The 19,582-nt window shown below is 72.7% G+C and carries 20 protein-coding genes and 1 pseudogene; 6 read left to right on the top strand and 15 right to left on the bottom strand.

Going from position 1 to position 19,582, the window contains the following annotated elements; genetic code table 11:
• Window positions 1-101: 101 nt before the first annotated feature.
• Together ABZ721_RS34690 and ABZ721_RS34685 are read left to right on the top strand one after the other, a co-directional pair.
• Entirely contained in the window at window positions 102-470 is a 369-nt protein-coding gene (locus ABZ721_RS34690) for a hypothetical protein (protein ID WP_358792776.1), read from the top strand.
• Between the two features lie 67 nt (window positions 471-537).
• Entirely contained in the window at window positions 538-927 is a 390-nt protein-coding gene (locus tag ABZ721_RS34685; protein WP_358792808.1) for a hypothetical protein, read from the top strand.
• A 28-nt stretch (window positions 928-955) separates the two neighbouring features.
• Here the strand turns inward: ABZ721_RS34685 and ABZ721_RS34680 are convergent, their stop codons facing one another.
• The 3 genes from ABZ721_RS34680 to ABZ721_RS34670 form a co-directional block, all read right to left on the bottom strand.
• On the bottom strand, window positions 956-1,462 hold the full coding sequence (locus tag ABZ721_RS34680; RefSeq protein ID WP_358792775.1) for a GNAT family N-acetyltransferase: 507 nt from the start codon (window positions 1,460-1,462) through the stop codon (window positions 956-958).
• A gap of 204 nt (window positions 1,463-1,666) precedes the next feature.
• Window positions 1,667-2,191 carry a sigma-70 family RNA polymerase sigma factor gene (locus ABZ721_RS34675; protein ID WP_358792774.1) on the bottom strand — a complete coding sequence of 175 codons (525 nt, stop codon included), beginning with the start codon at window positions 2,189-2,191 and terminating at the stop codon, window positions 1,667-1,669.
• Between the two features lie 109 nt (window positions 2,192-2,300).
• Window positions 2,301-3,464: a glycerophosphodiester phosphodiesterase gene (locus ABZ721_RS34670; protein ID WP_358792773.1), complete on the bottom strand. Its 1,164-nt coding sequence runs from the start codon at window positions 3,462-3,464 to the stop codon at window positions 2,301-2,303.
• 265 nt (window positions 3,465-3,729) lie between these two features.
• Here ABZ721_RS34670 and ABZ721_RS34665 point away from each other — a divergent pair, with 265 nt between their 5' ends.
• A complete protein-coding gene (locus ABZ721_RS34665) occupies window positions 3,730-4,398 on the top strand; it encodes a lysophospholipid acyltransferase family protein (RefSeq protein ID WP_358792772.1) in 669 nt (222 codons plus the stop codon).
• Window positions 4,399-4,426: 28 nt separating this feature from the next.
• Here ABZ721_RS34665 and ABZ721_RS34660 read toward each other — a convergent pair whose 3' ends face one another.
• The 8 genes from ABZ721_RS34660 to argC all read right to left on the bottom strand — a co-directional run bounded on the left by ABZ721_RS34660 (window position 4,427) and on the right by argC (window position 13,027).
• Window positions 4,427-5,980, bottom strand: coding sequence for an MFS transporter (locus ABZ721_RS34660; RefSeq protein WP_358792771.1), 1,554 nt, complete (start codon window positions 5,978-5,980; stop codon window positions 4,427-4,429).
• A complete protein-coding gene (locus tag ABZ721_RS34655; RefSeq protein WP_358792770.1) occupies window positions 5,977-6,525 on the bottom strand; it encodes a TetR/AcrR family transcriptional regulator in 549 nt (182 codons plus the stop codon). The genes ABZ721_RS34660 and ABZ721_RS34655 overlap by 4 nt, the downstream gene beginning before the upstream one ends.
• Before the next feature lie 93 nt (window positions 6,526-6,618).
• Complete coding sequence (argH, locus tag ABZ721_RS34650; protein WP_358792769.1) at window positions 6,619-8,043, bottom strand: argininosuccinate lyase; 1,425 nt, start codon at window positions 8,041-8,043, stop codon at window positions 6,619-6,621.
• Between the two features lie 170 nt (window positions 8,044-8,213).
• The gene (locus ABZ721_RS34645) at window positions 8,214-8,750 is read right to left on the bottom strand and encodes an arginine repressor (RefSeq protein ID WP_277437371.1); all 537 of its coding nucleotides are present in this window, start codon (window positions 8,748-8,750) and stop codon (window positions 8,214-8,216) included.
• Window positions 8,747-9,949 carry an acetylornithine transaminase gene (locus ABZ721_RS34640; RefSeq protein WP_358792768.1) on the bottom strand — a complete coding sequence of 401 codons (1,203 nt, stop codon included), beginning with the start codon at window positions 9,947-9,949 and terminating at the stop codon, window positions 8,747-8,749. Before ABZ721_RS34640 ends, ABZ721_RS34645 begins: the two co-directional genes overlap by 4 nt.
• Window positions 9,946-10,854 carry an acetylglutamate kinase gene (argB, locus tag ABZ721_RS34635; protein WP_358792767.1) on the bottom strand — a complete coding sequence of 303 codons (909 nt, stop codon included), beginning with the start codon at window positions 10,852-10,854 and terminating at the stop codon, window positions 9,946-9,948. The genes ABZ721_RS34640 and argB overlap by 4 nt, the downstream gene beginning before the upstream one ends.
• Window positions 10,851-12,002, bottom strand: coding sequence for a bifunctional glutamate N-acetyltransferase/amino-acid acetyltransferase ArgJ (argJ, locus tag ABZ721_RS34630; RefSeq protein ID WP_358792766.1), 1,152 nt, complete (start codon window positions 12,000-12,002; stop codon window positions 10,851-10,853). The genes argB and argJ overlap by 4 nt, the downstream gene beginning before the upstream one ends.
• Entirely contained in the window at window positions 11,999-13,027 is a 1,029-nt protein-coding gene (argC, locus tag ABZ721_RS34625; RefSeq protein WP_358792765.1) for an N-acetyl-gamma-glutamyl-phosphate reductase, read from the bottom strand. The genes argJ and argC overlap by 4 nt, the downstream gene beginning before the upstream one ends.
• Before the next feature lie 137 nt (window positions 13,028-13,164).
• Between argC and ABZ721_RS34620 the strand changes: the two genes are divergently transcribed.
• Window positions 13,165-13,734: a YdeI/OmpD-associated family protein gene (locus tag ABZ721_RS34620; RefSeq protein ID WP_358792764.1), complete on the top strand. Its 570-nt coding sequence runs from the start codon at window positions 13,165-13,167 to the stop codon at window positions 13,732-13,734.
• A 15-nt stretch (window positions 13,735-13,749) separates the two neighbouring features.
• Here ABZ721_RS34620 and ABZ721_RS34615 read toward each other — a convergent pair whose 3' ends face one another.
• Entirely contained in the window at window positions 13,750-14,652 is a 903-nt protein-coding gene (locus ABZ721_RS34615) for a DMT family transporter (RefSeq protein ID WP_358792807.1), read from the bottom strand.
• A 170-nt stretch (window positions 14,653-14,822) separates the two neighbouring features.
• Here ABZ721_RS34615 and ABZ721_RS34610 point away from each other — a divergent pair, with 170 nt between their 5' ends.
• Window positions 14,823-15,749 carry a LysR substrate-binding domain-containing protein gene (locus ABZ721_RS34610; RefSeq protein ID WP_358792763.1) on the top strand — a complete coding sequence of 309 codons (927 nt, stop codon included), beginning with the start codon at window positions 14,823-14,825 and terminating at the stop codon, window positions 15,747-15,749.
• Between the two features lie 15 nt (window positions 15,750-15,764).
• Here ABZ721_RS34610 and ABZ721_RS34605 read toward each other — a convergent pair whose 3' ends face one another.
• Both ABZ721_RS34605 and ABZ721_RS34600 read right to left on the bottom strand, forming a co-directional pair.
• On the bottom strand, window positions 15,765-16,919 hold the full coding sequence (locus ABZ721_RS34605) for a methyltransferase (RefSeq protein WP_358792762.1): 1,155 nt from the start codon (window positions 16,917-16,919) through the stop codon (window positions 15,765-15,767).
• A gap of 111 nt (window positions 16,920-17,030) precedes the next feature.
• Window positions 17,031-18,284 carry a family 10 glycosylhydrolase gene (locus ABZ721_RS34600; RefSeq protein ID WP_358792761.1) on the bottom strand — a complete coding sequence of 418 codons (1,254 nt, stop codon included), beginning with the start codon at window positions 18,282-18,284 and terminating at the stop codon, window positions 17,031-17,033.
• A gap of 157 nt (window positions 18,285-18,441) precedes the next feature.
• On the opposite strand from ABZ721_RS34600, the gene ABZ721_RS34595 reads away from it, so the two are divergent.
• Window positions 18,442-19,299 carry a 3-hydroxybutyryl-CoA dehydrogenase gene (locus ABZ721_RS34595; RefSeq protein WP_358792760.1) on the top strand — a complete coding sequence of 286 codons (858 nt, stop codon included), beginning with the start codon at window positions 18,442-18,444 and terminating at the stop codon, window positions 19,297-19,299.
• Window positions 19,300-19,393: 94 nt separating this feature from the next.
• On the opposite strand, the pseudogene ABZ721_RS34590 reads toward ABZ721_RS34595, so the two are convergent.
• Window positions 19,394-19,582 (bottom strand): annotated as a pseudogene (locus tag ABZ721_RS34590) (ABC transporter ATP-binding protein); the annotation flags it as partial.

The following is a 19,582-nucleotide window of genomic DNA, read 5'->3' as shown; positions in this document are numbered from 1 at the left end:
GCAGACCTGACCACCGCGTCCCATATTTCGGTCGGAGTGTTCACTATGCGGACAGCCGGGGGGCGCGTCCCGGACGTTTCGGCCCGTAATAGAGTCGCGGCATGCTCGACGCAGTCACCCTCACGGTCTCGGTCGCGGCGCTGCTGCTCGCGGCGTGGTGCGGTTTCGCCGCACTCCGGGACCAGCCGACCAAGGACTGGCACTTCATCGGCATGGCCGTGGTCACGGTGCTCGCGCTGGTCCAGCTGGTGATCGCGCTGGTGAAGCTCGCGCACGGCGACAAGCCGGAGCAGGGCACGCTGATCTTCGTCTCGTACCTGGTCGGCGCCGCCTGCACGATTCCGGCGGCGGGCTTCATGTCGCTGACCGAACGCACCCGCTGGGGATCGGCGATCGTCGCCGCGGGCGGAGTGATCCTCGCCGTGCTCGAAGTACGGCTTTTCGACATCTGGGGAGGCGGCGGTGGCTGAGCCCGCACGCGAGGCATCCGGTCCGGCCGGACACGACGAGCGGGCCGACGGGGCCGGGTCCGGGCGGATCGGCCGGGGACCCGGGCGGCTGCTGCTCTCCCTCTACGGGGTCTTCACGGTCGCGGCCGTGTCGCGCTCGATCGTCCAGATGCTCACGAAATTCCACGACGCGCCGCTCGCGTACGTGCTGTCGGCGGTGGCCGGGCTCGTGTACGCGGTGATCACCGTCGCGCTGTGGCGCGGCGGCGAGGCGGCCCGCAGGGTGGCGCTGGTGTGCTGCTCGGCGGAGCTGGCCGGGGTGATCGCGGTGGGCACCTTCACCCTCGTCGACCCGTCCGCGTTCCCCGACGCGACCGTCTGGTCGGACTTCGGGATCGGCTATCTCTTCCTGCCGCTGCTGCTGCCCGTCGCCGGGCTGCTGTGGCTGCGCAGGTCGGCGCGGCCACAGCAGCCGTAGCTCCGGCAGGCCCCGGGGGGCCGGCGGATCAGGCGCTGGCGGCGAAGGACTGCCGCGGGGCGTCCTTCTCCATGGTGACCAGGCTCAGCCGCCGGGTCACCGGCTCGGCGTCGCCCACCTGCTCGTACCCCAGCTTGCGGTACAGCCGCAGGTTCAGGTCGCTGCGGTGGCCGGTGAACAGCCGGTACCGCTTCGCCTCGCGCTCGGCGGTCAGCCGCTCCTCGACGGCGTGCAGCAGCCGGCCGCCGAGGCCGTGCCGCTGCATACGGGGGTGGACGATCAACTTGGCGATCCGCGCGGTGCCGTCGTCGTCGACGACCCCGCGGACCGAGCCGACGACCTCGTCGCCGAGCCGCGCGACGAGGACGCACCCTTCAGCCAGCTCGGCGCGCAGCGCCTCGAAGGTCTGGGTGAGCGGCTCTATGGAGTAGTCGCCATAGAGCTCCGCCTCGCTCTGGTAGCAGAGGTACTGGAGTTTGAGGATCTTCTCGGCGTCGTCCTGATCCGCCGTAGAGATGGTCACGCTCATGCCCATGGGCCGCAGGCCTCCCCTTCGAGTCCGCCCGGGCCGGTGAGGGTGGAATGCGCGCCCGGGACGTGTGCCTGACCGGAGTTGGTACGGGTGTGCGCCGTCTCCGTGGCGCTGATGATCGCACAAACGCCCCGGCGCGGTAGATGCCTCGCAATACCCGCATCCGGCCGCGCTCGAACGCGCCAGGAACGCCTTGTCGCCGACTGTTTACCGTGCCTTACCCCGTCTTACCGGGGATGCAACCCCGGATTTCAGGATCGAACGCAGGCAGCCGAGGCAGCGTGAGCGCAGCGGGCCGATACTGCCCTGTGAGATTCCCAACTCGTGGGAGATTTCCTGGTATGTGGGGTCGGAACGGGACATCAGTGCGGTAACCACCTGCGGGCAGCGTCCCGGCAGCCGCTCCACGGCGGCGTGCACCGCCGCCCGCTGCTCGGCGCCGAGCACCTGCTCCTCGACGGACGGCCCGCGGTCGGCGGCCGGGTCGCGCCCCGGGGTGTACCGCAGCTCCCGGCGGACCCGGCGGGCGGCCTCGCGCACCTCGCGGCGCACCGCCGCGCGCAGCCAGCGGGCCGGATCGGACGGCGGCACGGCCAGCTCCAGCAGCCGCAGCCACACCGCCTGCTCGACGTCGGCGGCCTCGATGCCGCCGGGGACCGCTTCCGCGGCCGCCTCCGCGGCGACCAGGGGGCGCAGCCGGGTCAGTTCGTCTTCTCTCAGCGACACGTTCATGGTCGCCGGGACGACACGGCCGCGCCCGGCGGTTGCCGGGCGCGGCCGTCTTCACCCGTCAGGGTGGATCACCGGGGTGCGGGGGCACGGCAGGGGGTCACCGCGGGGGTCACCGGTTCTTCAGGAAGTCCTCGCGGGCGAGGACCGCGGTGTCGGCGTTGTCGGAGAAGATCCCGTCGATGCCCTGCTCGAAGTAGACCTTGAACGCGCCGAAGACGTCGCCGTAGGCGTTGGGGTCGGTGCCCTTGCGGAAGTCGACGGGCAGGAAGGTGTTCTCGTTGCGCATCGTGTAGGGGTGCAGGATCAGCCCGGCGGCGTGCGCGTCGCGCACCAGCGTGGTCGGGGTGCCGAGCCTTCCGGTGGCGTCGAGGGGAATGATCAGCACCAGCGTCGGGCCGATGCCCTGGGCGAAGCGCGCGACCCACCGCAGGCCGGCCGGGGTGATGAGGTCGGCGACGGTGCGCGGGTCGCCCGCCTCGACGAAGTCGTACGGGCGGGTGTCCGCGCCGGACAGCAGCAGGACCTTGGGGGCGCCGACCCCCAGCGCGCCCAGCTTCTGCAGGCTGCTCGGCTCGAACGACTGCAGGAACTGCGCGGAGTCCCGGCGGTCGCGGCCGTGGCGGCGCAGCAGCCGGGCCAGCCGCTCCTCCAGGGCGAGGCCCTGCTTGCGGAAGTAGGTGGGGTGCTTGGTCTCGGTGTGCAGCCACACCGGGCGGCCCCGCTTGCGGCCCTGCTCCTCGGCCCAGCGGAGCACCTCCTCGAAGGTGGGGATCTCCCAGCGGCCGTCGTAGAGGGTGTTGCGCTGCCGGTTGGCCGGCAGCCGCTCCACGGCGCGCAGCGTCTTCAGCTCGGCGAGGGTGAAGTCCTCGGTGAACCAGCCGGTGACGGCGGTGCCGTCGAGGGTCTTGGTGGTCCTGCGGCCGGCGAACTCGGGGTGCTTCGCGACGTCGGTGGTGCCGCCGATCTCGGGCTCGTGCCGGCAGACCAGGTGGCCGTCCTTGGTGGGCACGACGTCCTGCTCGATGACGTCCGCGCCGATGTCCAGGGCGTACTGGTAGGAGCCGAGGGTGTGCTCGGGGCGGTAGCCGCTGGCGCCGCGGTGCCCGACGACGGTCGGCACCGGCAGCCGGTGCGAGCCGTGTCCGCCGCGGGCGGACGCCTCCGCCGCCTGCGCGGCGCCCGGCAGGGCGAGCACCGCACCGCCGGCGCCCAGCGCCGCCGCGCCGAGGACGGCCCGGCGGGCCGGTCCCGAACCCTGCTGGTCGTGCGTCATGAGCTCTCCCCTGTCTCCGGTGACTTCGGCCGAACGCCCGTGCGGCACCTGCCGGTCGACCCGCGCATCGTGGCGCGTACACCTTTCGTACGACCCACGGGGGGCGAAACACGCGCGGAACGTACGTCAACACTGCGTAGCGGGTGTGTGAACCCGGCGTGCGCTCACCCGGCGGACGGAAGTATCGTCCTCATGCAGAGGGGTGTGCGCCAGTAGGCGCGCGCCCCTGGTCTGCGATCCGTCGATCCCCTGCCCGGAGGGCCCGTTGTTCCGTTTCCTGATCAATACGCTGCTCGTACCGCTCCTCCGCGTGCTGTACCGCCCGCGTGTCGAGGGAATCGAGAACATCCCCGCCACCGGACCGGTGATCCTGGCGGGCAACCACCTCGCCTTCTCGGACTCGCCGTTCATGACCCTGGTGGCTCCGCGCCCGGTCTACTTCCTCGGCAAGGACGAGTACGTGACCGGGAGCGGCATCAAGGGCCGCGCGAAGGCCGCGTTCTTCACCACCGTCGGCATGATCCCGGTGGACCGGGACGGCGCCCGCGGCGGCGCCGCCGCGCTGATGACCGGGCGCCGGGTGCTGGAGGAGGGCCAGATCTTCGGCATCCACCCGGAGGGCACCCGCTCCCCCGACGGGCGGCTGTACCGAGGTCGCACGGGTGTCGCGCGGCTCGCCCTGATGACCGGCGCCGTCGTCGTGCCCTGCGCGCTGATCGGCACCGAGCGCGTCCAGCCGGCCGGCAAGAAGCTGCCCCGCATCCACCGGGTGACCGTCCGCTTCGGCGCGCCGCTCGACTTCTCCCGCTACGAGGGCATGGACCGCGACCGCTACGTGCTGCGGGCCATCACCGACGAGGTGATGAGCGACGTCATGCGGCTGTCGGGCCAGGAGTACGTCGACATGTACGCGACCAAGGCGAAGGCCGCCTGACCGACCCCATGGGCCACCCGGCCCGCTCTCAGTGCGGGGAGCGGGCCGTCTCCAGCTTGGTGTGGCGCAGCATCCGCCAGGCCCACACGGCCGCCCCGAGCAGCACCACCGCGCCGACCATGGCCGCGATGCGCAACCCGTCGGTGAACGACTCCTGCGCCGCCAGGAGCAGCGCGTCCCCGCTCCCGCCGGGCAGGGTGTCCGCCACTTCGACGGCCCCCGCCAGGGAGTCCTTGGCCTGCGTCGTACTGTCCGCCGACAGTCCCGCGGGCAGCGTCAGGTTGGAGTAGACGCCGGTGACGATCGAGCCGAGCAGCGCGATGCCGAGGGCGGCGCCGAGTTCGTAGGCCGTCTCGGAGACCGCGGCCGAGGCGCCGGCCTCCTCCTCGGGGACGGACGAGAGGATCACGTCGGCGGTGACGGTGAACGAGAAGCCGGCGCCCACACCGACGATCAGCAGCACGGCGAAGAGCAGCGGATAGCCGGTGTCCGGGGTGAGGCCGAACAGGGCGGCCAGCGCGAGTCCGCTGGCGCCCAGGCCGCCCGCGACGACCGTCCGCACGGAGAACCGGCGGGCGGCCACGCCAGCGCACAGCCCGGCCCCGACGGCTCCGACCATGGCCGGCAGTTCCGACAGGCCCGCCTCCAGCGGCGAGCGCCCCTGCACCATCTGCAGGAACTGCGACAGGAAGAAGATCAGCCCGGACAGGCCCAGCACGGTGAGCAGGTCGGCCAGCACCGAGGCGGAGAAGCCCCGGTTGCGGAAGAGCCGCATGTCCAGCAGCGGCGCGGGCAGCGTGTACTGGCGCCGGACGAAGGCGTAGAGGCAGGCCAGCCCCACCACGCCGGCGGCGATGGCGGGGAGCCCGGGACCGTGCGCCGCCATCTCCTTGATGGCGTATACGACGCCGAACATGCCGACGAGCGACAGCGCGACGCTGAACAGGTCCCAGGGGCCCGGGTCGGGGTTGCGGGACTCCGGCAGCAGCTTGTAGCCGACGACCAGCAGCACCGCCATGACCGGCAGGTTGATCAGGAAGACCGAGCCCCACCAGAAGTGCTCCAGCAGGATGCCGCCGACGACCGGGCCCACGGCGGCGCCGGCCGTCGAGGCCGCGCCCCACACGCCGATCGCGAAGCTGCGCTCGCGCGGGTCGGTGAACAGGTTGCGGATCAGCGCGAGGGTGGACGGCATGAGGGTGGCGCCGGCCACGCCCATCAGGGCGCGGGCGAGGATGAGGGTGCCCGGGGTGTGCGCGTACGCGGCCAGCACCGACAGCCCGCCGAACGCGGCGGAGCCGATGAGCAGCAGCTTCTTGCGGCCGACGCGGTCGCCGAGGCTGCCCATCGAGACCAGCAGGCCGGCGATGACGAAGGAGTAGATGTCGCCGATCCACAGCAGCTGCGTCGAGGACGGCTGCAGGTCCTCGGTCAGGAACGGCATCGCCAGCCCGAGCACGGTCGCGTCGACCGCGACGAGCAGCAGCGCCAGCGTCAGGATGGCGAGCGCGAGCCAGCGGGAGGGGTGCGGGGGCGCCGGGGGCGCGGAGGCGGCGGGCTCGTGCAGGGCGTCGCGGCTCATGAGGCGCTCCGCAGCATGCCGCCGAGCAGCAGCTCGCGGACCATGCGGGCCGAATCGTTCCGTGCCATACGTCCATCCTGGACGCACCAGGCCGAGGCCGCGATCAGGGCGTACAGCGCCTCGCCCAGCCAGTCCGGGGTCAGGTCGTACCGGAACAGCCCCTGCTCCTGGCCGCGCCGGAACAGCGCGCTCACCCGTTCGCCCACCTGCTCCCAGCCCTCGTTGACCTCCGGCAGGTCGTAGAGCTGGTTCTCGCCGTAGAGGAAGGCCAGGAATCCGGCGACGGGGATGGCCTCGTCGATCAGCCTGCGGACCGCTTCGACCGGGTCGCCCTCCTCTATGCGGGCGGCGTCGAGGCGCTCGTCCATCTGCGCGATCCCGAGCAGGCCCAGGGCCCGGACGAGGGCGTCGCGGCCGGGGAAGTGCCGGTGGAGGGTGGCGCGGCTGATGCCGGCCGCCTTGGCGATCTCGTCCATGGACGCGGTGGCCCGGCGGCTCAGCAGGGCCGCGGCGTCGCGCAGCACCTGGTCACGATCGAAGCTCATGAGACAAAGATAGCGCGATTGAGACAATGATGTCTCATACGAAACGTCCACGCGGCGATGGCCGGGCCGTCGCGGCCCGGCCTCCGCCCGGGGTCAGCGTTCGGCCAGCGCCCAGGCGAGCTGCGCGGCCACGTCCTGCTTGACCTCGGCGAGCTGCTCGGCCACCCGGACCGGGGCCGTGCCGCCCCGCCCGTCACGGGAGGCCAGCGCGCCCTTGACGTTCAGGACGGTGCGGACCTGCGGGGTCAGGTGGGGGGAGATCTTGGCGAACTGCTCGTCCGTCAGCCCGTCCAGCTCGATGCCCTCGGCCTCGCAGACCTTGACGCACTCCCCCGCGACCTCGTGCGCGACCCGGAACGGGACGTTCTGCTTGACCAGCCACTCGGCGATGTCGGTGGCGAGGGAGAAACCGGCCGGCGCCAGTTCCTCCATCCGCGCGGTGTTGACCGTGAGGGTGGCCATCATGCCGGTGAAGGCGGGCAGCAGGACCTCGAGGGTGTCGCAGGAGTCGAAGACCGGCTCCTTGTCCTCCTGCAGGTCGCGGTTGTACGCCAGCGGCAGCGCCTTGAGCGTCGCCAGCAGGCCGGTCAGGTTGCCGATGAGCCGGCCGGACTTGCCGCGCGCCAGCTCGGCGATGTCCGGGTTCTTCTTCTGCGGCATGATCGAGGAGCCGGTGGAGAAGGCGTCGTGGAGGGTGACGAAGGAGAACTCCTTCGTGTTCCAGATGATGACCTCCTCGGCGATCCGCGACAGGTCGATGCCGATCATCGCGGTGATGAACGCGAACTCCGCGACGAAGTCGCGCGAGGCCGTGCCGTCGATGGAGTTGGCCACCGAGCCGCGCTCGAAGCCGAGTTCGGCGGCGACCGCCACCGGGTCCAGCCCGAGCGACGAGCCCGCGAGCGCGCCGGAGCCGTACGGGGAGACGGCCGTCCGCTCGTCCCACTGCCGCAGCCGCTCGGCGTCCCGGCCCAGCGCCTGCACGTGCGCCAGGACGTGGTGGGCGAAGAGCACCGGCTGGGCGTGCTGCAGGTGCGTGCGCCCCGGCATGGCGACGTCCGCGTGCGCCTCGGCGAGGCCGACCAGCGCGTCCTGCAGCTCGGCGAGCAGCCCGCCGACGATCCGGGCGTGGTCGCGGAGGTACATGCGGAAGAGCGTGGCGATCTGGTCGTTGCGGGACCGGCCGGCCCGCAGCTTGCCGCCCAGGTCGGCGCCGACCCGCTCCAGCAGGCCGCGCTCGAGCGCGGTGTGCACGTCCTCGTCGGCGATGGTGCCGGTGATGGCGCCCGACTCGACGTCGGCGGCCAGCTGGTCGAGCCCGGCCAGCATCCGTCCCAGCTCGTCGTCGGTCAGCAGACCGGCGCGGTGCAGCGCGCGGGCGTGGGCGCGGGAGCCGGCGATGTCGTAGGGGGCCAGCCGCCAGTCGAAGTGGACCGACGCGGAGAGCTTGGCCAGCGCCTCCGCCGGACCGTCCGCGAACCGGCCGCCCCAGAGCCTGACATCGCCGTTGCTGCTCACCGCTGCTCCTCGAAGGTGTGTCGCGTGCGCCGTCGCCTGGTGACGGGCGCACTGACTGGCATAAGTATGCATTGCACTGCATGATTCGTCAAAATCGGATCCGGTGGTTCTCCCGGCCCCCGGAACGCCGAAAGGGCCCCCGCGAACGGGGGCCCTTTCCACGCGTCGGCTCAGTGCTGGCGGTGGTCGCCGGCCGCGAGCCGGAGCAGGTGGTCGGCGAGCGCCTGGCCGCCGGCCGCGTCCCGGCTGATCAGCATCAGGGTGTCGTCGCCCGCGATGGTGCCCAGGATGTCGTGCACCTCGGCCTGGTCGATCGCGGAGGCGAGGAACTGGGCGGCGCCCGGCGGGGTGCGCAGGACGACCAGGTTGGCGGACGCCTCCGCCGAGATGAGCAGCTCGCCCGCGAGCCGGGCCATCCGCTCCTCCTTGACCGACTCCCCCAGCGGCGCCTGCGGGGTGCGGAAGCCGCCCTCGGAGGGCACCGCGTAGATCAGCTCGCCGCCGGCGTTGCGGATCTTGACCGCGCCCAGCTCGTCCAGGTCGCGCGAGAGCGTCGCCTGCGTGACGCTCAGCCCGTCGTCGGAGAGCATCTTCGCCAGCTGGCTCTGCGACCGCACCGGCTGCCGGTTGAGGATGTCCACGATCCGCCGGTGGCGTGCGGTGCGGGTCTGCGGTACGGCCTGGCCGCCCTGCTGCGCCTCGGTCATCGTCGCGTTTCTCCGGCTCGTTGGTCCTTGTGTACCGCGTCGAGGACGGCGGGCAGAGCCTGGAGGAACACCTCCACCTCGTCGTCGCCGAGGATCAGCGGAGGAGCGAGCCGCACCGTGTCGGGCACGGCCGCGTTCACCAGGAGTCCGGCGTCCTGAGCCGCCTGTTGCACCTGCGGCGCGAGCGGCTCCGTGAGAACGATACCCAGCAGGAGCCCCGCACCGCGCACATGATCGACCAGCGGGTGCCCGAGCGCCTCGATCCCGTGCCGCAGCCGGTCGCCCTGCCGCTTGACGTTGTCCAGGAGCCCGTCGGCCGCGATGGTGTCCAGGACGGCCAGCGCGGCGGCGCAGGCCACCGGGTTGCCGCCGAAGGTGGTGCCGTGCTGCCCCGGCGTCAGCAGGTCGGCCGCGGCGCCGAAGGCGATCGTCGCGCCGATCGGCAGACCGGCGCCCAGCCCCTTGGCGAGGGTGACGACATCGGGCTCGACACCGTGCGCCTGGTGCTCGAACCACTGGCCGGTCCGCCCGATGCCGGTCTGCACCTCGTCCAGGACCAGCAGGGTGCCGGTGGCGGCGGTGATCTCCCGGGCCGCCTTCAGGTAGCCGGCGGGCGGAACGACGACGCCGTTCTCGCCCTGGATCGGCTCGATGATCACCAGCGCGGTGTCGGTGGTGACGGCGGCGCGCAGCGCGTCCACGTCGCCGAACGGCACGTGGGTGACGTCACCGGGCAGCGGGAGGAAGGCTTCCTGCTTCTTCGGCTGGCCGGTGAGCGCGAGGGCGCCCATCGTCCGGCCGTGGAAGGCGCCGGAGGTGGCCACCATGTGCCGGCGGCCGGTCAGCCGGCCGATCTTGAAGGCGGCCTCCACCGCCTCCGCGCCGGAGTTGGCGAAGAAGACCCGGCCGGGCCGGCCGAACAGCTGCAGCAGCCGCTCCGCGACGGCCACCGGGGGCTCGGCGATGAACAGGTTCGAGACGTGGCCGAGCGTGCCGATCTGCTCGGAGACCGCCCGCACCACGGCCGGATGGGCGGTGCCCAGCGAGTTGACCGCGATGCCGCCGACGAAGTCGAGGTAGACCTTGCCGTCGGCGTCCCAGAACTTCGCGCCCTCGCCGCGGACCAGCGGGACGCGCGGCGTCCCGTAGTTGTCCATCAGCGAGCCCTGCCAGCGCCGCGTCAGTTCCTCGTTGCTCATGACCCGTCCCCCTGCCCGTCCGGCACGATCATCGTGCCGATGCCGTCGTCCGTGAACACCTCGAGGAGCATCGAGTGCGGCACCCGGCCGTCGATGATCCGCGCGCTGCCGACGCCGCCCCGCACGGCGTGCAGGCACCCCTCCATCTTGGGCACCATCCCGCTGGACAGGTCGGGCAGCAGCTTCTCCAGCTCGCTCGCGGTGAGCCGGCTGATCACGTCCTCGCTCGACGGCCAGTCGGCGTACAGCCCCTCGACGTCGGTGAGGACCACGAGCACCTCGGCGCCCAGCGCGGAGGCGAGCGCGGCGGCGGCGGTGTCCGCGTTGATGTTGTAGACATGCCCGTCGTCGCCGCGGGCGATGGACGACACGACCGGGATCCGGCCGTCGTCCAGCAGCGCCTGGATGGCGCCCGGGTCGACATCGGTGATCTCGCCGACGAAGCCGATGTCCACCTTCTCGCCGTCGACGACGGCGTGCCGCTTGACGGCGGTCATGGTGTGCGCGTCCTCGCCGGTCATCCCGACCGCGAACGGCCCGTGCTCGTTGAGCAGCCCGACCAGCTGCCGCTGGACCTGCCCGGCGAGCACCATCCGGACGACGTCCATCGTCTCGGGGGTGGTCACCCGCAGTCCGGCGGTGAAGGACGAGGCGATGCCGAGCCGGTCGAGCTGCGCGCTGATCTGCGGGCCGCCGCCGTGCACGACGACGGGCTTGAGGCCGGCGTGCCGCAGGAAGACGACGTCCTGGGCGAAGGCCGCCTTCAGCTCCTCGTCGACCATGGCGTTGCCGCCGAACTTGATGACGACGGTCTTGCCGCTGAAGCGGGTCAGCCACGGCAGCGCCTCGATGAGGATGCGGGCCTTGGGGAGCGCGGTGTGGTTCCGCGCGGTGGGGTTGGTCATGAGCTGTACGCGCTGTTCTCGTGGACGTAGTCCGCAGTCAAGTCGTTGGTCCAGATGGTGGCGGCGGCGCTGCCCGCGTTCAGGTCGGCGGTGATGACGACCTCGCGGAAGCGCATGTCGACCAGGTCGCGGTCCTCGCCGACCGAGCCGTCCTTGCAGACCCAGACGCCGTTGATGGCCACGTTGAGCCGGTCCGGCTCGAAGGCGGCGGCGGTGGTGCCGATCGCGGAGAGCACCCGGCCCCAGTTGGGGTCCTCGCCGTGGATGGCGCACTTGAGGAGGTTGTTGCGGGCGATGGAGCGGCCCACCTCGACGGCGTCGTCCTCGGTCGCGGCGTTGACCACCTCGACCTTGATGTCCTTGGACGCGCCCTCGGCGTCGCCGATCAGCTGCCGGGCCAGGTCGGCGCAGACCCGCTCGACGGCGGCGGCGAAGTCGTCGTACGCGGGGGCGGTGCCGGAGGCGCCGGAGGCGAGCAGCAGCACGGTGTCGTTGGTGGACATGCAGCCGTCGGAGTCGGCCCGGTCGAAGGTGGTGCGGGTGGCGGCGCGCAGCGCGCGGTCGAGCGTCGGCGCGTCCAGGTCGGCGTCGGTGGTGAGCACGACGAGCATGGTGGCCAGGCCCGGCGCGAGCATGCCCGCGCCCTTGGCCATCCCGCCGACGGTCCAGCCGTCCTGTTCGACGACGGCCGTCTTGTGCACCGAGTCGGTGGTCTTGATCGCGATGGCGGCCTTCTCGCCGCCGTGCGCGGAGAGCTCGGTCGCGGCCTTGGTGATGCCGGGCAGCAGCTTGTCCATCGGCAGCCGCAGCCCGATCAGGCCGGTGGACGCGACGGCGACCTCCGCGGCGTTCTGCCCGAGGACCTCCGCGACGCGCTCGGCGGTCGCGTGGGTGTCCTGGAAGCCCAGCGGCCCGGTGCAGGCGTTGGCACCACCGGAGTTGAGGACGACGGCGGACACCACCCCGCCCTTGACGACCTGCTCCGACCAGACGACGGGCGCGGCCTTCACGCGGTTGGAGGTGAAGACGCCCGCGGCGGCCAGGCGCGGCCCGTTGTTGACCACGAGGGCCAGGTCGGGGTTGCCGCTGTCCTTGATCCCGGCGGCGATGCCCGCGGCCGTGAATCCCTGTGCTGCCGTGACGCTCACGGTGCCACTCCTGTCGTGGAAAGTCCGGTCTCCTCGGGAAGTCCGAGGGCGACGTTCATGCTCTGCACCGCGCCGCCGGCGGTGCCCTTCGTCAGGTTGTCGATCGCGCTGACGGCGACGATGCGGCCGGCCGCCTCGTCGTAGGCGACCTGCAGCTGCACGGCGTTGGAGCCGAGCACCGCGCCGGTCGACGGCCACCGCCCCTCGGGCAGCAGGAAGACGAACGGCTCGTCCGCGAACGCCTTCTCGTACACGGCGCGGACGGCGTCGGCGGTGACCCCGGCGCGGGCCCGCACGCTGCAGGTGGCGAGGATGCCGCGCGGCATCGGGACGAGGGTCGGGGTGAACGAGACGGCGACCGGCTCGCCGGCCACCGCCGACAGGTTCTGGATCATCTCGGGGGTGTGGCGGTGCCCGCCCCCGACGCCGTACGGGGTCACGGACCCCATGACCTCGCTGCCGAGCAGGTGCGGCTTGGCCGCCTTGCCCGCGCCCGACGTGCCGGAGGCGGCGACGATCACGGCCTCGGGCTCCGCGAGCCCGGCCGCGAACGCCGGGAAGAGCGCCAGCGAGACCCCGGTCGGGAAGCAGCCGGGCACCGCGACCCGCTTCGAGCCCCGCAGCGCGTCCCGCGCCCCGGGCAGCTCGGGCAGCCCGTACGGCCAGGTCCCGGCGTGCGGGGAGCCGTAGAACCTCTCCCAGTCGGCGGCGTCGCGCAGCCGGAAGTCGGCGCCGCAGTCGACGACGAGCACGCCGTCGCCGAGCTGCTCGGCGACCGCCGCGGACTGCCCGTGCGGCAGCGCGAGGAAGACCACGTCGTGCCCGGCCAGCACCTCGGCCGTCGTCGCCGCCAGCACGCGCTCGGCCAGCGCCGGCAGATGCGGCTGCAGCGCGCCCAGCCGCTGCCCCGCGTTGGAGTTCCCGGTGAGTGCGCCGATCTCGATCTCCGGGTGCCCCAGGAGCAGCCGCAGGATCTCACCCCCCGCGTAACCACTCGCCCCTGCCACCGCTGCCCGCAAAGCCATCGAACCTCCTCGTCGAAGGCATGACTATACGTTCCACCGAAGCTTTATGCAAAGAGTTCCGGATTCCCGGCCCGCAGGGCGCCGCCGGATGGTGCGTACACCCGTACGACGGACCGGCCCGGCGCTAGCCTGGGCGCATGGACGAGCTCGGCGGGGTGGAGATCATCGGGTTCGCGGACGGCCCGGCGTTCGAGGAGTGGCTGGGCGGGCACTTCGACCGCCGCGAGGGTGTCTGGGTCCGGATGGCTAAGAAGGGCTCCGGGATCCCGTCGGTCACGTCGGACGAGTTGGTCGACATCGGGCTCTGCTACGGATGGATCTCCGGGCAGCGGCGTTCGCTCGACGAGCTGCACTACCTGCAGAAGTACGTGCCGCGCCGGCCCCGGAGCCTGTGGTCGCGGGTGAACGTGGAGAAGGTCGCGGCGCTGACGGCCGCCGGGCGGATGCGCGAGCCCGGGCTGGCCGAGGTGCGCAGGGCGCGCGAGGACGGGCGGTGGGACGCGGCCTACGACTCGCAGCGGACGGCGACCGTGCCGCCCGACCTGGCGGCCGCGCTCGCCGCGGACCCCGCGGCGGCGAAGGCGTTCGAGGCCCTCGACAGGACCGGCCGCTACCTGGCGATCCTCCCGCTGCTCCAGGCGCTGACGCCGGAGAGCCGCCAGGCCCGGCTGGAGAAGGCGCTGCGGTCGCTGGCGGACGGCGGCTGACCCGCCGGGGGCCCGCTACGGACGGCAGGCGGGCGCCGGCACGGGCGCCGCGGTCGGGCTCGTACGGCCGGCCGCCCGCGCGGGGCGGCGGGTCAGGCCGACGCCGACCAGCACCACGGCCATGCCCGCGACGGTCCTGAGCCCGACGTTCTCGTGCAGCACGATCGCGCCCAGCGCCACCGAGACCACCGGCAGCAGGTAGCCGACCGTGGCGGCGTTGGTGGCGCCCTCGTCCGCGATGAGCCGGTAGGTGAGGTGGAAGGTGACGCCGGTGGCGAAGACCCCCAGGACGACGGCGGCCGACAGGGCCGCCGGTCCGGGGTGCACCGGCTCCAGTCCGCCCAGCGGCAGCGCCAGCGCGCTGAGCCCGGTCGCGGCGAGGAGCTGGGACGCGGAGAGCACGATGGTGGCGGTGCCCTTGCCGACGAGATGGCGTCCCATGTAGGCGAACGCGACGGCGTAGCTCGCCGCCGCGCCGAGCATCGCGGCGGCGCCCCAGCTGACCAGTCCGGCCCGGCCCCACGGGGCGAAGATCAGCAGCACGCCGGCGAAGCCGAGCAGCAGCCCGCCCAGCCGGGCGGGGTGCGGCCGGCGCTCCGCGCCGATGGCGAGGCCGATCAGCAGGGACCACAGCGGGGTGGTCGCGTTGAGGACCCCGGCCACACCCGAGTCGACCGTCTGCTCGCCGACGCTGAATAGGGCGAAGGGCAGGGCGTTGCAGAAGAAGGCGGCCACCACGATGTGACCCCAGGTGGCACGGTCGCGCGGCAGTCCGCGGCGCCCCGCGAGGGCCAGGACGAGGAGAACCGCGGAGCCCAGCGCGCAGCGGATGAAGGTGACCTGAGCGGGCGTCAGGCCCTCCAGTGCCATTTTGATCCACAGGAACGTCGATCCCCAGAGCAGGGCGAGGGCGCCCATGCGCGCCAACGCCACCGGGCCGGATCCGCCACTGCCGTTGCCGCCGCTGCCGCTCACTCGCTGTCTCCCTCATCGGTCTTCCGGTCTTCCGGTCTTCTGGAATCACCGTGCCGTCGATCAACCCGACAGGACAAGAGAAAAGAGTTGCACGCACCATTAAGCTCTCCTACATGCTCGATGTGAGACGTATGCAGGTGCTGCGGGCGGTCGTCACCAGTGGTTCGGTCACCGCGGCGGCGGTGAACCTGGGGTACACCCCCTCCGCCGTCAGCCAGCAGGTGGCGGCGCTGGAGAAGCAGGCCGGGACCGCGCTGCTCGAACGCTTCGGCCGCGGTGTGCGGCCGACGGCGGCCGGGCTGCTGCTCACCGAGCACGCGGCCCTGATCAGCAGGAACGTCGCCGAGGCGGAGACGGCGCTGGCCGACCTCCGCGCCGGGCGCACCGGGCAGCTGTCGATCCGCTACTTCGCCACGGCGGGCGCGACGCTGGTGGCGCCCGCCGTGGCGCGGCTGCGCGCGGAGCACCCGGGCGTGCGGATCGACCTGCGGCTCGACGACGGCGAGGAGGCGCCGGCCTCTCCCGAGAGCGGCCCCCTGGCCGAGGTGCGGCAGGGCAGGGCCGACGTGGCGATCGTGGTCCATCCGCGCGGCGAGCCCAGCCCGGGCGTCCGCCTCGTGCACCTGCTCGACGACCCCTACCGCGCCGTCCTGCCCAGGGGCCACCGGCTCGCGGCGAAGAAGACGTTGGACCTCGGCGAGCTGGCCGACGAGCCGTGGGTCGGCAACGAGTGGCCGGCGGGCCCCTGCCTCGCGTCCGTGGTCGACGCCTGCGCGGCGGCCGGCTTCAGCCCGGACTTCGTGGTCGAGAGCAAGGACCACACCACCGCGCAGGGGTTCATCGCCGCCGGTCTCGGGGTCGGGCTGATGCCGACGCTCGGACTGGGGCACCGCCATCCCGGCGTCGTCGTGCGCAGGGTGCGCGGTCCGGAGCCGGTCCGGTCGGTCCACGCCGCCGTACGCGACACGTCGGCGGCCCCGTCGGGCCCGCCCGCGCTGCTCGGCCTGCTCGACGCCCTCCAGGAGGCGGCGGCCGGGTGAGCCCGCCGCGAGCGGTCAGCGCTTGACCGCTCGCAGGACGACGAACTTCGGATCGCTCGCGACGACCTCGCAGTTGCCGAAGACCCGGCGCAGCTTCACGTGGTAGCCGAGGTGCCGGTTGCCGATGACCCACAGCTCGCCCCCGGCGCGCAGCGCGTCGCGCGAGCCGGTGAACATCTGCCGGGCCGTCGTGTCGGTCGTCGCCTGGTGGCTGTGGAACGGCGGGTTGTTCAGCACCAGGTCCACCGAGCCGGCGGGCACGGACGACAGGCCGTCACCGACCAGGAACTCCGCCCGCGCGTCCGGCCCCGCGTTGGCCCGGAAGGTGGCCTCGGCCGAGGCGACCGCGGAGTACGACTCGTCGACGAACAGCACGTCGGCGCCGGGGTTGGCCAGCGCGGCGGCCGTTCCGACCACCCCGTTGCCGCAGCCCAGGTCCACGACGCGCTCGGGGCCCCGGCGCTGCGGGAGGTGGCGCAGGAAGAAGCGGGTGCCGATGTCGAGCCGGTCGGCGCAGAAGATGCCCGCGTGGTTGGTGACGGCCAGCCCGGAGGCGGCGCCCACGTCGGCGGGCAGCTCATACGTCAGCGGCCACGGGCTGGCGCCGCGGGCGGCGCCGGGGGCCGGCGTGCTGAGGATGAGCCGGGCCTTCCTCACCGCCAGTGACGTCCGGGTCGGGCCGACGAGCCGCTCGAAGAGGGTGAGCGTCGAGGTGTGGATCTCGGTGACCATCCCGGTGCCGACGACGACGGTGCCGGCGTGCAGCCGCGGGGCGAGCCGGTGCAGCTGGTCCTCCAGCAGCGCCAGGCTCTTGGGCACCCGGACCAGCAGGACGTCGATGCGGTCCGGGACCGGGTCCAGCGCCGAGAGCAGCCGCACCGCGCCCTCCCCGGCCCCGCCGCGCGCCAGGTTCGCCCGGGTCGCCTGCTGGGCGAGGAAGGAATCGGTGATCTGCGTGGGCCGGTGCGCGGCGAGCGCGGTGACCAGCGCGCCCCACCGGTCGCCCAGCACGACGACGGTGCCGGAGAGGTCCACGGGCTCCGCGTCGATGCCGTCCAGGTACCGCAGCAGGTACTCGTCGGCGGCGTCCCAGGCACGGAGCTGGTCGCGGGGGTCCTCGGGGAAGCGGGTGAGGTCGTACGCACCCGATGACGTCGTCAAACGGTTCATTGTGCCCTCAGGCTACCCGGGCCCGCGCAGCGGCCGGGACCGCGGACGGCCGGGACCGCGGCGGGACCGCGGCGGCTGCCACGATCCCGGCCCCCGCACGGTCCCGCCGGCTCAGCGCGGCGGCACGCGGCTCCCGTAGTGGTCGGCGACGACGCGGGTCATCGCGCCGAGGGGGTCGCTCACGACCTGGGCCGCCGAGAAGAAGACGTTGCCGCGCACCTGCGGGTGGTCGCGGTCGAAGGTGAGGTGGCGGGAGAGTTCGGCGGGGTCCTGCCAGGCGGCGGGCTGGCCCGCGACGCCCACCTTGTACAGCGCCTCCCCGATGTACAGGTCGACGCCCGTGCCGGCGACCACGTCCGCCCACCAGGGGACGAGCTTGGCGTAGTCGGCGGGTGGGAACCCGATGTTCCAGTACACCTGCGGGACGATGTAGTCGATCCACCCCTTCTTCACCCAGCCGCGGGTGTCGGCGTTCAGGTCGTCGTAGGTCTGCACGCCCGCCGCAGTGTCGGAGCCGAGCGGGTCGGTCGCCCGGTTGCGCCACACCCCGAAGGGGCTGATGCCGAAGCGGGTGCGGGGCCGGATCCGCTTGATGCGCAGGGCCGTCTCGCGCACCAGCCGGTCGGTGTTGTCGCGCCGCCAGGCCGCCCGGTCCGGGAACCCGGCACCGTGGGCGGCGTACGCGGCGTCGTCGTCGAAGACCTGGCCCGCCACCGGGTACGGGTAGAAGTAGTCGTCCCAGTGCACCGCGTCGATCGGGTAGCGCCGCACGGCGTCGAGCATCGCGTCCTGGACGAACCGCCGCACCTCGGGCAGCCCCGGGTTGTAGTACAGCTTCCCGCCGTACGGGACGACCCAGTCGGGGTGCACCCGCGCCGGGTGCGTCGGGACGAGGCGGGTCGGGTCGGTGTGGTTGGCGACGCGGTACGGGTTGAACCAGGCGTGCAGCTCCAGTCCGCGCCGGTGCGCCTCGCGCACGGCCGTGCCGAGCGGGTCCCAGCCGGGGTCCTGGCCCTGGGTCCCGGTCAGGTACTGCGACCACGGCTCGTACGGCGACGGCCACATGGCGTCCGCGGTCGGCCGGACCTGGAGGATCACCGCGTTGAGCCGGCGTTCGACGGCGGTGTCCAGCAGGGCGAGCAGCTCCCGCCGCTGCTCGGTGGCCGGCAGGCCGGGTGCGGAGGGCCAGTCGATGTTGGCGACGGTCGCGATCCACATGCCGCGGAACTGCCGCGCCGGCCGGTGCCGTGCCGCGTCCGGCGCCGTGCCGGCCGCGGCGGCGGGCGTCCCGGCGGCGGCCGCCGCCACCGCTCCCGCGGCGCCGATGGCGCCGACGGCGAAGGTCCTGCGCGTGATGTGCCCCATCCGTGCCCCCTGATCGTCGGGTGCTGTCCCGCTGATGATGATGGGGCCGGGGGGCCGGAGCAATCCTCCACACCGGCGGAGTACCGTCGGAGCGGGTGTGCCCGCTACCGCGCGGTGCGCCCGCTCGATTCCTGTTATCACAGCGAAAGGCTTACGAGTGAGCGACATCCAGCGCGTCGGAGTGGTGGGGGCCGGGCAGATGGGCTCCGGTATCGCGGAGGTCTGCGCCCGCGCCGGACTGGACGTCCGCGTCGCGGAGACCACCGGCGAGGCTCTGGAGCTCGGCCGCACCCGGCTGACGAACTCCCTCGGGAAGGCCGCCGAGCGCGGCAAGATCACCGAGGAGGAGCGCGACGCGACACTCGCCCGCCTGAGCTTCACCACCGACCTCGGCGAGTTCGCCGACCGCGACCTCGTGATCGAGGCCGTGGTGGAGAACGAGCAGGTCAAGACCGAGATCTTCCAGGTCCTCGACCAGGTGGTGACCCGGCCGGACGCGATCCTCGCCTCCAACACCTCGTCCATCCCGCTGGTGAAGCTCGCGGTGGCCACCTCGCGTCCCGAGTACGTGATCGGGATCCACTTCTTCAACCCGGCCCCGGTGCAGAAGCTCGTCGAGCTGATCCCGGCCCTCACCACCGCCGACGAGACCCTCAAGCGCACCGAGAGCCTCGTCACGGACATCCTCGGCAAGCACGCGATCCGGGCCCAGGACCGCTCCGGCTTCGTGGTGAACGCGCTGCTGGTCCCGTACCTCCTGTCGGCGATCCGGATGTTCGAGTCCGGCATCGCCAGCCGTGAGGACATCGACAACGGCATGGAGATGGGCTGCGCGCACCCGATGGGTCCGCTCAAGCTCTCCGACCTGATCGGCCTCGACACCATCGCGGCCATCGCGGACTCGATGTACCACGAGTTCAAGGAGCCGCTGTACGCCGCTCCCCCGCTGCTGCAGCGCATGGTCGACGCGGGCCGCCTGGGCCGGAAGACCAACGCCGGCTTCTACCAGTACTGAGCCGTCCTGAGCTGTGCCGATCGGCACGGACGCGGAGACGCGAGAGCCGGCCCGCCGTCGCGACGGCGGGCCGGTTCGTTCGTTCTCCCTGTGGCTACGCGTGGGCCTTCTCGTACGCGCTGACCACTTCCTCCGTCGGGCCGTCCATGAGGAGCTCGCCCTTCTCCAGCCACAGCACCCGGTCGCAGGTGTCGCGGATCGACTTGTTGTTGTGGCTGACCAGGAAGACCGTCCCGGCCTCCTTGCGCAGCTCGCGGATGCGGGCCTCGGAGCGGCGCTGGAA

Source organism: Streptomyces sp. NPDC006733 (assembly GCF_040636125.1).
GTDB lineage: Bacteria > Actinomycetota > Actinomycetes > Streptomycetales > Streptomycetaceae > Actinacidiphila.
Note: the sequence above shows the minus strand (reverse complement) of the source record. Positions and strands in the feature narration are given on the sequence as shown.